The sequence below is a fragment of the Halomonas sp. SIMBA_159 genome, assembly GCF_046536035.1.
Classification (GTDB): Bacteria; Pseudomonadota; Gammaproteobacteria; order Pseudomonadales; family Halomonadaceae; genus Vreelandella; species Vreelandella venusta_A.
In genome coordinates, this window is sequence record NZ_JAWJBT010000004.1 from 163032 (window position 1) to 176498 (window position 13467).

General features: G+C 57.8%; 14 protein-coding genes and 2 tRNA genes. 4 read left to right on the plus strand and 12 right to left on the minus strand.

The window, feature by feature from the left end; translation table 11 throughout:
- The first annotated feature begins 48 nt into the window (after positions 1 to 48).
- Positions 49 to 903, plus strand: coding sequence for a carboxylating nicotinate-nucleotide diphosphorylase (nadC, locus tag R0J87_RS04090; protein ID WP_498884521.1), 855 nt, complete (start codon positions 49 to 51; stop codon positions 901 to 903).
- A gap of 3 nt (positions 904 to 906) precedes the next feature.
- Here the strand turns inward: nadC and R0J87_RS04095 are convergent, their stop codons facing one another.
- The gene (locus tag R0J87_RS04095; RefSeq protein WP_404343383.1) at positions 907 to 1437 is read right to left on the minus strand and encodes a GNAT family N-acetyltransferase; all 531 of its coding nucleotides are present in this window, start codon (positions 1435 to 1437) and stop codon (positions 907 to 909) included.
- A gap of 145 nt (positions 1438 to 1582) precedes the next feature.
- Between R0J87_RS04095 and tsaA the strand changes: the two genes are divergently transcribed.
- Positions 1583 to 2335, plus strand: a complete 753-nt coding sequence (gene tsaA / locus R0J87_RS04100) for a tRNA (N6-threonylcarbamoyladenosine(37)-N6)-methyltransferase TrmO (RefSeq protein ID WP_498884523.1) — start codon at positions 1583 to 1585, stop codon at positions 2333 to 2335.
- On the opposite strand, the gene purC is transcribed toward tsaA, so the two are convergent.
- From purC to dapA, 3 genes are all read right to left on the minus strand, one after another.
- The gene (gene purC, locus R0J87_RS04105) at positions 2332 to 3048 is read right to left on the minus strand and encodes a phosphoribosylaminoimidazolesuccinocarboxamide synthase (protein ID WP_498884524.1); all 717 of its coding nucleotides are present in this window, start codon (positions 3046 to 3048) and stop codon (positions 2332 to 2334) included. The genes tsaA and purC overlap by 4 nt on opposite strands.
- Before the next feature lie 32 nt (positions 3049 to 3080).
- Complete coding sequence (locus tag R0J87_RS04110) at positions 3081 to 4061, minus strand: lipoprotein, NlpB (protein WP_498884525.1); 981 nt, start codon at positions 4059 to 4061, stop codon at positions 3081 to 3083.
- A gap of 82 nt (positions 4062 to 4143) precedes the next feature.
- Positions 4144 to 5028 (minus strand): 4-hydroxy-tetrahydrodipicolinate synthase, encoded by an 885-nt coding sequence (dapA, locus tag R0J87_RS04115; RefSeq protein WP_404343391.1) that lies wholly within the window; start codon positions 5026 to 5028, stop codon positions 4144 to 4146.
- Positions 5029 to 5287: 259 nt separating this feature from the next.
- Here dapA and R0J87_RS04120 point away from each other — a divergent pair, with 259 nt between their 5' ends.
- Positions 5288 to 5761, plus strand: a complete 474-nt coding sequence (locus tag R0J87_RS04120) for a peroxiredoxin (protein ID WP_404343393.1) — start codon at positions 5288 to 5290, stop codon at positions 5759 to 5761.
- Positions 5762 to 5808: 47 nt separating this feature from the next.
- Here the strand turns inward: R0J87_RS04120 and R0J87_RS04125 are convergent, their stop codons facing one another.
- Positions 5809 to 6909 (minus strand): AI-2E family transporter, encoded by a 1101-nt coding sequence (locus tag R0J87_RS04125; protein ID WP_404343395.1) that lies wholly within the window; start codon positions 6907 to 6909, stop codon positions 5809 to 5811.
- Entirely contained in the window at positions 6906 to 7184 is a 279-nt protein-coding gene (locus tag R0J87_RS04130) for a sulfurtransferase TusA family protein (RefSeq protein WP_404343397.1), read from the minus strand. The genes R0J87_RS04125 and R0J87_RS04130 overlap by 4 nt, the downstream gene beginning before the upstream one ends.
- Before the next feature lie 186 nt (positions 7185 to 7370).
- Here R0J87_RS04130 and R0J87_RS04135 point away from each other — a divergent pair, with 186 nt between their 5' ends.
- A complete protein-coding gene (locus R0J87_RS04135) occupies positions 7371 to 8831 on the plus strand; it encodes a M48 family metalloprotease (RefSeq protein WP_404343399.1) in 1461 nt (486 codons plus the stop codon).
- 115 nt (positions 8832 to 8946) lie between these two features.
- Here the strand turns inward: R0J87_RS04135 and nadA are convergent, their stop codons facing one another.
- From nadA to R0J87_RS04165, 6 genes are all read right to left on the minus strand, one after another.
- On the minus strand, positions 8947 to 9975 hold the full coding sequence (nadA, locus tag R0J87_RS04140) for a quinolinate synthase NadA (protein WP_498884526.1): 1029 nt from the start codon (positions 9973 to 9975) through the stop codon (positions 8947 to 8949).
- Positions 9976 to 10377: 402 nt separating this feature from the next.
- Positions 10378 to 10453: transfer RNA gene (locus R0J87_RS04145), tRNA-Lys, on the minus strand.
- A 117-nt stretch (positions 10454 to 10570) separates the two neighbouring features.
- Positions 10571 to 10646 (minus strand) — tRNA-Lys (locus tag R0J87_RS04150).
- A 138-nt stretch (positions 10647 to 10784) separates the two neighbouring features.
- A complete protein-coding gene (gene rluB, locus R0J87_RS04155; protein WP_404343403.1) occupies positions 10785 to 11660 on the minus strand; it encodes a 23S rRNA pseudouridine(2605) synthase RluB in 876 nt (291 codons plus the stop codon).
- Positions 11653 to 12447, minus strand: coding sequence for an SMC-Scp complex subunit ScpB (gene scpB, locus R0J87_RS04160; RefSeq protein WP_498884527.1), 795 nt, complete (start codon positions 12445 to 12447; stop codon positions 11653 to 11655). Before scpB ends, rluB begins: the two co-directional genes overlap by 8 nt.
- Positions 12444 to 13409: a segregation and condensation protein A gene (locus R0J87_RS04165; protein ID WP_498884528.1), complete on the minus strand. Its 966-nt coding sequence runs from the start codon at positions 13407 to 13409 to the stop codon at positions 12444 to 12446. Before R0J87_RS04165 ends, scpB begins: the two co-directional genes overlap by 4 nt.
- Positions 13410 to 13467: the final 58 nt, after the last annotated feature.

Here is a 13467-nt window from a genome sequence, read left to right on the forward strand (position 1 = left end):
TCACTATAATGCCCGTCACCGAAGATAACGCCCAGAGAACTCACCGCTATGGATTATCAACCTGCTCTTGCTGAAGAGACGCATGCTTGTGCCGCCCGCCTGCTGGCCGAAGACGTTGGCACGGGAGATATCACGGCTCAGTTAATCCCCGAGAACCAGTGGGCAACCGCTAAAGTGATTACCCGCGAACCCGCCGTACTCTGCGGCGTTGCCTGGGTCGACGAAATCTTTCGTCTCTTGGATAGCCGCGTCACGCTGCGCTGGCAGGCAGCCGATGGCGACGCGTTAGACGCTGACCAGTGCTTTTTAGAGCTAGAAGGCCCGGCCCGCAGCCTGCTGACCGGTGAACGCGCAGCGCTTAATATGCTGCAAACGCTATCGGCCACTGCCACCGCCACGCGCCGCTACGTAGATTTAATCGAAGGCACCGGCGTGCGTCTGCTCGATACCCGCAAAACGCTCCCCGGCATGCGATTGGCGCAAAAATACGCCGTAACCTGCGGCGGCGGGCACAACCATCGCATAGGCTTGTGGGATGCGTTCTTGATCAAAGAGAACCACATCGCCGCCTGTGGCGGTATTCAGGCGGCGGTAGCACAGGCCCGTAAAGTCGCCAGCGACCTGCCGGTGGAAGTGGAAGTCGAAACCTTTGAAGAGTTAGACCAGGCGCTAGCGGCGGGTGCCGACATCGTGATGCTGGACAATTTCGCCATTGAAGACCTCCACGTAGCGGTGGAAATCAACGGCGGCCGTGCCACGCTGGAAGCCTCTGGCAACGTGGATGACTCTAAGCTGAGAGCGATTGCCGACACGGGGGTCGACTGCATCTCCAGCGGCGCGCTGACGAAAGACGTCAAATCCATCGACCTGTCGATGCGCATCACGCAAACCTTTAACGTTTAGTCGTTAGGTTTCTACCGCGCTGAGCTGTTTCACCAGCCGATAGCGGCGCAGCATTTCGCCGCTGCGTTCCACCCACTGCTCGCCGAGGTTATCGAAACCTCGGCGCTGCAGGCGCTCAAAAAGCACGAGGCTTGCTTCAATTTCCACCTGAGACACGCCATGTTCCAGCAGGATGCGCTCGGCATGGATCAGCAGCGTTGTCCCAATGCCGCGACCCGCTAATGACGGCCACACGTAGAGGGTTTCAATACGTCCTGCGCTGATATTGAGTTCTAAAAAGCCCACGCAGCGGCCATCACACGCGGCCACTAGGGTTGTGTAAAGCGCTTGGCGTGCGGCCCAAGCGCTTGCCTCGCGGGGCAGCGCATTCGCCCAGGCAAGGCGCTCATCCAGCCCGTAGTGGGCAGCCGCCCCCTGCATGACCGCATGGTAAAACACTTCGGCCTGATCTCCGGCATCTCGCGCCAGCGCCGCGCGATAGGTCACTCGTGCCGTCGGTGTAGGCGCTGATTCGCGTTCGTTGGTTTTTAACATGCTTCGCCTCAATGGGATTTCGCGGCTGGCAAAGAACGTCTGACTGTCTGTCGCCAGCAGGCTATTTTATACTCATCGCTACGTTACAAAAGACCCCGATTTCATTGATCACGTTGGCCACGGCCAGCGTCTACAAGGCAGTGCTATGCACGATAACTCCGACAGCGCGTCATTCGCGCTGACACCCATTGGCCATATCATCAGCGATTACCCGGACAAATTCGGCGTTCCCCGCCAGCCAGGGCTCGCACCAGCTGCCAATGCGCGATTAGTGCTGACACCGCCGTTTAACGATCCTCTCACCGTACGGGGCTTGGAAGAGTTTAGCCATCTATGGGTGACGTTTATCTTTCATCAAAGCCCAACTCGCTGGACGCCTTTGGTGCGTCCACCACGCCTGGGCGGCAACCGCAAAGTCGGCGTGTTTGCCAGCCGTAGCACCCATCGCCCTAATCGGCTCGGGCTCTCGTTGATCGAACTGGCGAATATCGATACCCGGCAAGGGGTAAGCCTGCACTTGGCAGGCTGCGATTTGGTCAACGGCACGCCGGTGGTCGATATCAAACCCTACCTGCCGTGGGCCGAAGCAAAGCCCGACGCACGGGCCGGGTTTGCCCCCAGCGCGCCCTCACTGCTGCCCGTGAGCTTTAGCCAGGCCGCCCAGGCCAGCCTTGCCGCTCGCGCTGACGGCTCCTCGCTTCATGCGCTGATTGAGCAGGTGTTAGGCCAAGATCCTCGCCCGGCTTACCAGCGAGAAGGGCAAAGCGAGCGCATTTACGGGGTGCGGTTGAGAGATGTGGACGTGAAATTCCAGGCGGTACAAACAACTCTCTTTGAAAACGACGCCACCACCTTGAAGGTGGTGGCAATCGACCCACTGGCTAACGAAACACGTTAGGCGGGAAAGGTAATACCCAGGCGGCGACCCACTTCTTCGTAGGCTTCAATCACGCCACCCAACCCCTGGCGGAAGCGGTCTTTATCCAGCTTCTCGCGGGTGTTGGCATCCCACAAACGGCAGCCGTCTGGCGAGAACTCGTCGCCCAACACTACTTCGCCGTTGAACACACCGAACTCAAGCTTGTAATCAACCAGCAGCATATCGCCTTCCGCGAACAGCTGTTTGAGGATGTGGTTCACTTTAAAGGTCAGCGTCTTCATCTTGGCGAGTTGCTCGGGGGTTGCCCAGCCAAAGGTTTCCGCCAGCGACTCGTTGATCATCGGGTCGCCCTTCTCGTCGTTCTTGAGGAACAACTCAAAGGTCGGCGGGTTGAGCATAATGCCTTCTTCCACGCCCAGACGCTTCACCAAACCGCCAGCGGCAATGTTACGCACCACGCACTCTACCGGGATCATCTGCATTTTTTTGACCAGGCTTTCGTTATTAGAAAGCTGCTTCTCAAAATGCGTGGGGATACCGCCCTCTTCCAAACGCTCCATGATGAAGGCGTTGAAAATGTTGTTCACCATCCCTTTACGGGCGAGCGCCTCTTTCTTTTTACCATCAAAAGCGCTGGTATCATCACGAAAGTGCAGTACCAGCAGGTCAGGATCGTCAGTGGTGTAGACGGATTTTGCCTTGCCGGCATAGAGTTCTTGGCGCTTTTCCATGGAGGCTCCGTGAGAGAGTGAGAGTCAAAGGGTTAACGTAAGTAGCCGGAGACACGCTCAAGCAACTCGCGCTGATCATCAGCGCTAAAACTACGCTCGCTGGCGTTGATAGCACGCAGCACGGTCTGGTCACCGTTGGGCTCAAGCGCTAGGCGAATCTGCTGCGACATGCGACGAACATCAGGGCTAAAGACGATCTGCAGCGGGTTGCGCCCACGCTCAGTTTCCGTCATGTACTCCACCAAGAACTCGTAGTTATCAGCGGACGTCGCAAGCAGGTCGCGCTGCCCTTCTTGGGTGAAATCAAGCGATAGGTAGTGGTTCAGCTCGGCCCAAACACGGTCGATGGGCTGCGGAATCACGACTTCCCATTCGTCACCCTGCTGACGCATTTGCAGCGTTTGCTCGCTGGCAAGGCGCTGTGCGGTCCAAGATGAGGAGCTTGCTGTGGCGCTACGCGCCCCCAGATACTGCTCTAACGCGGCCAAACAGCTCTCTACTCTCTGACCACCTTGGTCACAGCGTATTTCGCTGCTGCCCGCGCGCAGGGCGCTTTGCAAACGCAGCGTCGCTTGTGAGGTCACAATCACGCCTTGGGTGGCGCTACTCTCTTGAACACCTAGCTGACGGCTACGCACGAACGCCTCCAGCTGCGGCCAAACGGTACCGGGGTCTGCGGCAACCACTAGCCAGCTTTGGCCACCCACCTGACGGCGCTCAACGTACTCAGGCTCTAACCCACTGCCAATCGCGAGCGACTGCGGCGGCGCTATTTCTTCCGGTTCGTCCAGCTGCGTGCCCTGCATCGCTACCTGAGGGACCGGCATAGCATCCTGGTAGCGTTGGGTGTTACGGGTTTCAGGCAGCACGAGGGGCGGCGCAGGAGCCGCTTCGGTGTAGTCCAAGTTGCGGTCGTGGTAGTAACCATCGCGCGCGCAGCCTGCCAGTGTCACAGCGGCTGCGAGTGCCAGCGGTATCCATTTAAGCGCACGTTGTTCAAGCACAGAGCTCATCAAGCCACCTTAACAGTCAACAGGTCAGTTACCCGGCAGGACACGCCATGTCCGGGTAGCAAAAGATTCGTAGCGCCGGGGGTTACTCCTCTACGACGCCCGCTAGCTGCAGCGCTTCGCTCACCGTGCCGTGGTATTTCTCTGATAGCCACGTCAGCGGCAGACGAATGCCGGCGTCCATGTAACCCATGCGGTTCAACGCCCACTTTACGGGAATGGGGTTAGACTCGATGCCTAAGTTAGTGTGCAACGGCATCAGGCGCGTATTGATTTGGTGGGCCTTGTCGGCATCCCCCGCCACCGCAGCGGCGCACAGGTCGTGCATGGCTTTAGGGGCAACGTTCGCTGTAACGGAGATATCGCCATGGCCGCCCATCAGCATGAAATCGCACGCCGTTGCGTCATCACCGGAGTAGAGCATGAAGTCGCTGCCTTTCAAGCGTGAGATTAGATCCTCTGCGCGCTCAAGGTTCCCGGTGGCGTCTTTCAGGCCGATAATATTGTTCACTTCCGCTAACCGCACCACCGTCTCGTTATAGAGATCAGAGCAGGTGCGGCTCGGCACGTTATATAGGATAACCGGCAGCTTGCTACCTTCAGCCACCGCTTTAAAGTGCTGGTACAGGCCTTCCTGGGTGGGCTTGTTGTAGTAGGGGCACACGGAGAGGCAGTAGTCAGCGCCTACTTCGCTGGCATAACGCGCCAGCTCAACCGCTTCAGAGGTGGCGTTCGCCCCCGTACCGGCAATCACCGGAATGCGGCCATTCACCTCTTCCACCACGCTGCGAATCACATCAAAGTGCTCAGCAAAAGACATAGTGGTGGGCTCACCCGTGGTGCCCGCAGCGACGATGGCATCGGTGCCATTATCGAGGTGGAAGTTCACCAGACGACGAAGCGCCTCCCAGTCGATGTCGCCATTGACCTTCATCGGCGTCGCCAGGGCGACAATGCTGCCTGTGATCATCCGTATTTTCCTCACCTGCAAAAAGTTGAAATCAAGCTGCCACGCAGGATGCAATGACGTACATTGAGTTAAGACGCGGCGCAGATACCTTGAAGGAGCGCGATCACCCCTGCCCACAAACAGCAAATGGTACTCAGGCGATTCGAACCTGTACAGCGTAAAGCGCTGCGAGTTTGCTTAACGTAGAGAATCCGCTTTGACAGGGGCGCTGTGCTTACGTGTAATTTGTCATGAAAGTCACCCCTATTTAGGAGCTATTATGCCTATCGAACTCGGCCAGCCTATCCCTGATTTTTCCGCTACGGCTACAGGGGATACCACCATCACGCTGTCTGAACTACGCGGTCAGCAGGTGGTGATCTACTTCTACCCCAAGGCCAGCACCCCAGGCTGCACCACTGAGGGCGGCGACTTCCGTGATCGCAAAGCCGCCTTCGATGCCGCCAATACTGTAGTGATCGGTGTATCTCGCGATGGACTTCGCGCCCAGGAAAACTTCAAAACCAAGCAGGATTTCAATTTTGAACTGATTTCCGACAAAGACGAAACCGTCTGCCAGCTATTTGACGTGATCAAACTTAAGAAGATGTACGGCAAAGAGCATTTAGGCGTCGAGCGCAGCACCTTCCTGGTTGACCGCGACGGCAAGCTTGCTCAGGAGTGGCGCGGCGTTAAAGTGCCCGGCCATGCGGAAGAAGTACTGGCCGCTGCCCAGGCACTCAATAACAAGTAGGCATGCCCTTGGCTGTGCCCAACGATAGGGCACAGCCACAGCCACCACTAATCCTGTTTAAGCGTCGGAGGCGATACATACGCGTTTCGCTCTTCCATCCCCCTTGGCCACGCATACACTAAGGCTTTGAGCAGGGTCGCCAGCGGAATGGCGAAAAACACGCCCCAAAATCCCCAAATGCCGCCAAAGAACAGTACCGCCACGATAATGGAGACCGGGTGGATATTGTTGGTTTCTGAGAACAACACGGGGGCCAGTACGTTGCCATCCAGTGCCTGCAGCACGCCGTAGGCCACTAAAACGTAGACAAATTGCTCGCTAATACCGAAATGGAAGCCCGCTACCGCCGCCACGGGGATGGTGGCCACCGCCGCGCCAATGTAGGGCACCAATACGGAAAAACCGACCAGCACGGCCAGTAGCGCCGTATAGGGCAAGCCAAAAAACGCGAACGTGATATACGCCACCGTGCCAACGATAACGATCTCGATGGACTTACCGCGGATATAATTGGCGATTTGGCGATCCATTTCATGCCAGATGCGCGTCAGCAGCGTCCGCTTCTGCGGCAGCAGCGAGAGCGTAAAGCCCACCAGCGCCTCACGATCTTTCAGCATAAAAAAGACCAAAATCGGCACTAACACCAAATAGATGATCAACGACATGACATTGCCAAGCGAGGTCAACGAGAGCGTCAAGGCACGCTGACCCAGCTGGCTAATTTCCCGCCCGGCAACGCCAATCCAGCTCTGCATCTGATCAGGCGTCACGATATTGGGGAAGCGCTCTTGCAGCTGATCTAGCCACCCCTGGCCGCTGGCAAACATGCGCGGCGTTTCTTGAACGAGTCCGACCAGCTGATTCCAGATCAGCGGCATCAAGATAAACGCTAGCGTGAGCAGCACGCTGACGAATGCCAAAAACACCAAAATGACGGCCAGCAAATGCGGCACTCGACGTCGCGTCAGCGCGCTCACCACCCCTTGCAGTAAAAACGCCAACACCAGCGCGGTGAAGAAAGGCGCCAGCATGCGGCCAAACCAAATAATGGCAGCAAACCCTGCCACCAGTACTAACAGAAGAATTAACGCCTCTTCGTCTGAAAAGTAACGATCGACCCAACTTTTCAGGATGCTGCGCATGGTCATGAGTGGGAGTTCCCTGCTTTACGTATCCAAAAAACATATACCTCGCCGCGCTGCACTCGGGCTTCCAGTACGTGGTCACTTAGCTCGGTAAACGCTGCCATATCCCGCCATGCACCCGCATCGGTCGCACTCACTTCCAGCAGTTGGCCCGGCGCAAGGCCTGCCAGTGCCTGTTTCGCCTTTAACAGCGGCAGCGGGCAGTGCAACCCCGTGGCGTCCAACACCCTATCGGGCTGAACCCCTTCCGCTAACCCAGACGCTGTTTGCTCAGACATACCCTATCCCCCAAAATGCGGCTTTACGTGGTGCTAAATCGTTCGATGGCTACATAACAACAGCATTGTTGCATAAACTGTTTTTTTGCGTTGCCCGCCGTGACGTTGATTTAACGGCACTTCCCTGCCTGAATCAATGTCACACCGTTGTTCGCTGCGCTTATTATCAGAACTCATGGGGATGCCATGCTGCACTTTAGACCCGTTCACTCTCGCTGGGCTTGCGCGATAGCGCTGTCGCTAGGCGTGCTTTGCGTCAGCCCGCCAAGCCATAGCTATGACGACTATCAGTTGCCTAGTCTGGGCGGCGCATCGGCGACGGTGAGCAATGAGGAGTTTCGTCTTGGCCGCGCATGGCTGCGCCAGTTCCGCGCTCAGGCCCCCCAGTGGCAGGACCCCATCGTTAGCGACTATCTGGAGAGCCTGGTGGCCCGCCTTGCGCCTTACAGCCAGCTCGGCAGCCTGCAAACCACCACGGTGATGGTGGATAACCGTTCGCTCAATGCGTTTGCGGTGCCCGGCGGCGTGGTGGGCATTAATTCAGGGCTGTTTGCCTTTGCCGAAGATGAAGGCGCTTTTGTATCAGTGATTGCCCACGAGCTTGGCCACCTCTCCCAACGCCACTACGCCCGTGGCAGCGCTCGTGCAGAACAGACCCAGCTGCCCGCCATGGCGGCTATGCTAGCCGGTATGCTGATTGCTGCCAGCGGCGGCGGCGATGCGGGCATTGCCACCGCCATGGGCTCTCAGGCAGCGCTTATTCAGGACCAGCTCGCCTACTCCCGGCGCTTTGAGCAAGAGGCAGACCGTATTGGCCTGCAGGCCATGGCAGAAGCAGGCTACGACCCAGAAGCCATGGTACGCATGTTCGATACCATGCAGCGCCTTTCGCGACTTCAAGGCGGCACGCCGCCTGAATTTCTATTGACTCACCCTGTGTCAGATAGCCGCTTGAGCGACGCCCAAGCGCGGGTTTCTCAGCTTAGCGTGGCCAGCCGCTACACCAGCGATACGCTCTACGACATGATGCGCGCTCGCGCCCTGCTGAGCATTTACCGCAATACGCCCCAACAAGCGGCTTCGCGTCTGGCGCAGGAAGATGCCGAGGAGCCTGCGCTGCGTTATATCAACGCACTCATCGATGCGCACAATGGCCAAACCGACCGCGCACTGCAAACCCTCGACCAGCTTGCCAACGAGCTTCCTGATTACGGCATGCTGCCCGCCTCCGCGGCGAATGTAGCCCTGGAAGCCCAACGCTATGATGAGGCCATTTCCCGAAGCCAGCGTTTACTGCGGCTAATGCCTAACTATCTGCCTGCTCAGCTGACCCTGGCGGAGGCGCAGCTACAGCGCGATCCAGCAGCGGCTTACGACCTGCTTCGTGATATCACCACGCAGCACCCGGAAAGCCCACAGGGCTTCAACCTGCTGGCAGAGGCCGCCGGGCGCAGCGGGTTTAACGGCTGGGGTCACCTGGCCCGCGCTGAGCACCTGCAGCTCACCGGCCGAGTGGACCGCGGCATTCGACAGTTGAGTATTGCCAAAGACGCCGCCCAGCAGGAAAACGACACTCAGGCACTAGCGCGCATTGAACAGCGCAGAGAAGCGTTTCTTGAGTACCGAGAGGCGCTAGAGAAGTTTTAGCGCCCTGAAGCACATACAAAACATACAAAAAAGCCCGACGCATCGCGTTCGGGCTTTTGGCTTACAGCAGAAACGTTGTACTGATGTTAAAGCGCTGATACTTAAGCGCTAATGTTTAAGCGTTAAAGTTCAGCATACGCTCCAGGGGCTTTAACGCCTGCTGACGCAAGGCATCATCAACAAAGATCTCGCCGCTGCCTTCACGCAGCGCGCCTGCCAGATTATCCAACGCGTTCATCGCCATCCAGGGGCAGTGGGCACAGCTGCGGCACGTCGCACCGTTGCCTGCTGTGGGCGCTTCAAAGAGCGTTTTCTCAGGCACCGCCTGCTGCATCTTGAAGAAAATGCCCCGGTCAGTGGCCACAATCAGCTTTTCATTGGGCAGCGTTTGGGCTGCTTTGATGAGCTGGGAGGTAGAGCCAGCCACATCGGCCAGCTGCACAACAGCCTCCGGCGACTCCGGGTGGGCAAGCACGGCGGCATCCGGATACAGACGCTTCAAGTCTTGAATGCCTTTCGCCTTGAACTCCTCGTGCACGATGCAGGCACCGTCCCACATCAGCATGTCGGCACCGGTTTTTTTCTGAATATAGCCACCCAGATGCTTATCCGGTGCCCACAAAATCTTTTCACCCTTCGCCTGCAGATGCTCAATGACCTCAACGGCAATCGAAGAGGTCACGACCCAATCGGCACGCGCCTTCACCGCCGCCGAGGTGTTGGCATACACCACCACAGTACGGTCCGGATGGGCGTCGCAGAAGGCGCTGAACTCATCGATAGGGCAACCAATATCGAGCGAACAGGTCGCTTCGAGCGTAGGCATCAACACACGCTTTTCTGGGGAAAGGATCTTGGCCGTTTCGCCCATAAAGCGCACGCCTGCAACCACCAGCGTTGTGGCATCGTGACGGGCACCGAAGCGGGCCATTTCCAGAGAGTCAGCCACACAGCCGCCGGTCTCTTCGGCAAGCTGCTGAATGGCATCGTCAGTGTAGTAATGCGCTACCAAAACGGCGTTATTCGCCTTGAGCAACTGCTTGATTTCAGCCACTCGCGCTTCATCTTCCGCAGGGATACGGGCAGGGCAGTACGGGCTTGGTAGCGGAGCGTCTAGCTCAGCTTGAGAGGTCATAATAGTCATCGTGTCTACCACTGTGACGAACAGGGAATCCCCCTGTTAAACACCAGTCACGGCGTATGCGCTCCGCATGCGCCGCACTCGGGGGCAACGGCCGCTGCGTCTCTCGCGGTGGCACGTCACCAGCCTGGCTCGCTTAGAGCCAGGGCTGCCGTGACATCTTCGGCAGCCAAACGATCTATCGATTATGCGTTAACCAATACGTTTTTCACTATGCTTCTAACTATTCTTCTAACTATGCTTCTCACTACGCGTCTCACCACTGTACCACCGTGGCAATCACGTTATTGTCATCATATTGTGGTGGACAATCGTTGCCCGCTGCAAGCAGAAAGTCACGCTGCAGCGCGGCAAAACGTGCATAGCAAAACGCCCCTGGCAGCAAGCTACCAAGGGCGTTAAATTTGGTGGGTCGTGTAGGATTCGAACCTACGACCAATTGATTAAAAGTCAACTGCTCTACCAACTGAGCTAACGACCCAAATTTTGCTGCGCTAATCAAAAACGACTAGCAAATACTACACTAACTCACATCAAAACACATATTGAAAACAAAGCATTGGTGAAACTACTACCTGATGCGTTTGCTTATTTCGGATGGTGGGTCGTGTAGGATTCGAACCTACGACCAATTGATTAAAAGTCAACTGCTCTACCAACTGAGCTAACGACCCGTCCGAACGGATGCATATAGTACGGATACGGCTTGTGAATAGCAAGCCCTTTTTTATCTTTCGTCTACATCTACTGCTCTGCACGGTGCCAAAAAAGCCTTACCCCGTGCAGAGCGCACTGCTTGAACCGCGCCTAGCTTAACTGCGCTTCGGTTTCGGCTTGCGCATCGCCTGCACCGGACGACGCTTATGCTTGTCGCGGCTCCAGCGGTTCTTCTCGTCTGGCGTCAGCTCAGGCACTTTGCGGGTTTCCAGGTTGGCCAGCGTCGCTAAGTCATCTACCTCATCCTGAGAGAGCTCGACCCACTCACCGGCTTTCGCCCGCTTGTCGAGGAAGATGTTGCCGTAGCGAACGCGCTTCAGGCGGCTAACGGTAAGCCCCTGGGACTCCCACAGGCGGCGCACTTCACGGTTGCGGCCTTCCAGAATCACCACGTGGAACCAGGTGTTGATGCCTTCGCCACCAAACTCCTGTACGTCGGTAAAGCGCGCCGGGCCATCTTCCAGCATCACACCGTCGACCATCGCAACGATATGCTCGCGCTTGACGTCGCCCATGACCCGCACCGCGTACTCACGCTCTACCTGGGTAGAGGGGTGCATCAAGCGGTTGGCCAGCTCACCGTCGGTGGTGAACAGCAGCAAACCGCTGGTGTTGATGTCCAAGCGGCCAATCGCAATCCAGCGCTCGCCTTTCAGGCGCGGTAGGCGCTCAAAGACCGTGCGACGGCCTTCCGGGTCTTTGCGGGTGCACAGCTCGCCTTCCGGCTTGTTGTACATAATGACCCGACGCGGCACTTCCTCTTCTGGGCGCAGCGTCACAGGGCGGTCATCAAAGCTGACCTTATCCCGCGCTTCCACTCGGTCGCCCAGCTTGGCCACTTGGCTATTCACCTTCACGCGGCCGTCGGAAATGGCGGTTTCCATTTCACGGCGGGAGCCAAGGCCCGCACGGGCCAGCACTTTCTGCAGTTTTTCGCTGGTAGGCGGCGTGGTGTTATTACTTTCACTCATGGTCGTCTGACCTCACATCGTTGGTCTGCGTGCCAGCGTCCTCATGTTGACGCTGCGCACGTGCCGCTAGCCGTGCCTCTAAATCGGCAAAGCTGAGCGGCTGGGTTAACGCCGTCTCGGCGTGGTGGTCGGCACTCTCTGCCGACGTATTCTCATCTTTCTGGGGTGGCGCATCCTGCACGCTTTGCACCGTTTCGTCCAGTGCTGACGGCGGGTTTTGTTCGGATGATGCCTCCTCCAGAGAAAGCTCTTCGCGATCATCACCGTTGACCAGGGTATGCATGGGCGGCAGCGCATCCAGGGTTTTCAGCCCGAAGTCATCCAAAAAGCTGCGCGTGGTGGCATAGACCGCCGGGCGGCCCGGCACGTCCCGGTGGCCCACCACGCGTATCCAGCCGCGCTCCATCAGCGTGCGAATAATCGAACTGCTGACGCTCACACCGCGCACATCTTCGATATCACCCCGAGTCACCGGTTGGCGGTAGGCAATTAGCGCCAGCGTTTCCAAGAGTGCTCGAGAGTAGCGCTGAGGCCGTTCGTCCCACAGCCGCGAGACCCAGTGGGCCAAGCGTGGGCGAATGCGTAGCTGAAAGCCAGAGGCGGTCTCGACCAGTTCGAGCGCGCCGTTATCGTGGCGCAGCGCTAACCGTGAAAGCGCCTCCCTCAACGCTTTGCGGGAAGGGCACTCATCGGCCAAAAATAGTGTTTCCAGGCGCTCAACCGGCAGCGGCTCACCCGCCGCCAACAGCGCCGCTTCAATAATATCGTCTAACGTGGTGTCTCTCACCGCGACTCCTCGTCAGGTTCAAACGCAGACTCTTCAAATGCCGAGGCGGCATCGCCCTGCTCCTCTTCCAAGCGCTCGAAAGCGCCCTCTTCCTCATCGGCCAGCGCCGCTTGGCGGGCACGCACGTGAATGGGCGACAGCGGTGCGTTTTGGACAATCTCAATCATGGCTTCTTTGGCCAGCTCTAAAATAGCCATAAAGGTCACGACTACACCGGCCTTACCCTCTTCCAGGGCAAACAGCGCTTCAAAAGGGGTGTAGCGACCGCTCGCTCCATCCTGGCTGAGCTGCTCCATGATTTTCAGCATACGCTCGCGGGTGGAAAGCACTTCCCGGCTGATCTGGTGGGCCTGGGCCAGCTCGGCGCGCTTGAGAATATCGGACAGCGCTCCCAGCAGCTCATTAAGCTCCACATCGGGATGGATCACCCGCGTTTCCAACGGCGGTAAGCCCGCCTGTACGCTGAACCAGTCCCGGCCTACTCGGGGCAGCGTATCCAGCGCCTCGGCGGCCTCTTTCAGGCGCTCGTACTCCTGTAAGCGACGAATCAGCTCGGCGCGGGGGTCCTCCTCCTCCTCGCCTTCCGCTTTCGGCGGGCGTGGCAGCAACGTCCGGGATTTAATCTCCGCCAGCATGGCAGCCATTAGCAGGTACTCACCCGCCAGCTCAATCTCCATGGCTTTCATCAGCTCCACGTACTCAATGTACTGGTGGGTAATGGTGGCCACGTTGATGGTCAGAATATCCAGATTCTGGCGACGAATTAAATACAGCAACAGATCCAGCGGCCCTTCGAAGGCTTCCAGAAAGACCCGCAGCGCTTCGGGTGGAATATAAAGGTCTTCCGGTAGCTGCATGATGGGCTCATCAAACAGACGCCCAAGCGCCTCCACCACCGGCTCGGCAGTAGCTTCCGCCACGTCTTGGTCTTGGTCTGGCGCTGCGCTTGGCGTCTCGCTCACGCGGGTCGAATCCTTCATTGATGAGTGGGAAAACAGCAGTGTAACAGCGTGCTTTCAG

Coding starts and splice junctions, on each gene's coding strand:
- R0J87_RS04095 (WP_404343383.1), bottom strand. CDS start 1,437: ATGTTAAAAACCAACGAACGCGAATCAGCGCCTACACCGACGGCACGA.
- nadA (WP_498884526.1), bottom strand. CDS start 9,975: ATGACTATTATGACCTCTCAAGCTGAGCTAGACGCTCCGCTACCAAGC.
- rluB (WP_404343403.1), bottom strand. CDS start 11,660: ATGAGTGAAAGTAATAACACCACGCCGCCTACCAGCGAAAAACTGCAG.
- R0J87_RS04125 (WP_404343395.1), bottom strand. CDS start 6,909: ATGACCATGCGCAGCATCCTGAAAAGTTGGGTCGATCGTTACTTTTCA.
- purC (WP_498884524.1), bottom strand. CDS start 3,048: ATGGAAAAGCGCCAAGAACTCTATGCCGGCAAGGCAAAATCCGTCTAC.
- tsaA (WP_498884523.1), top strand. CDS start 1,583: ATGCACGATAACTCCGACAGCGCGTCATTCGCGCTGACACCCATTGGC.
- R0J87_RS04130 (WP_404343397.1), bottom strand. CDS start 7,184: ATGTCTGAGCAAACAGCGTCTGGGTTAGCGGAAGGGGTTCAGCCCGAT.
- dapA (WP_404343391.1), bottom strand. CDS start 5,028: ATGATCACAGGCAGCATTGTCGCCCTGGCGACGCCGATGAAGGTCAAT.
- R0J87_RS04135 (WP_404343399.1), top strand. CDS start 7,371: ATGCTGCACTTTAGACCCGTTCACTCTCGCTGGGCTTGCGCGATAGCG.
- R0J87_RS04120 (WP_404343393.1), top strand. CDS start 5,288: ATGCCTATCGAACTCGGCCAGCCTATCCCTGATTTTTCCGCTACGGCT.
- nadC (WP_498884521.1), top strand. CDS start 49: ATGGATTATCAACCTGCTCTTGCTGAAGAGACGCATGCTTGTGCCGCC.
- R0J87_RS04110 (WP_498884525.1), bottom strand. CDS start 4,061: ATGAGCTCTGTGCTTGAACAACGTGCGCTTAAATGGATACCGCTGGCA.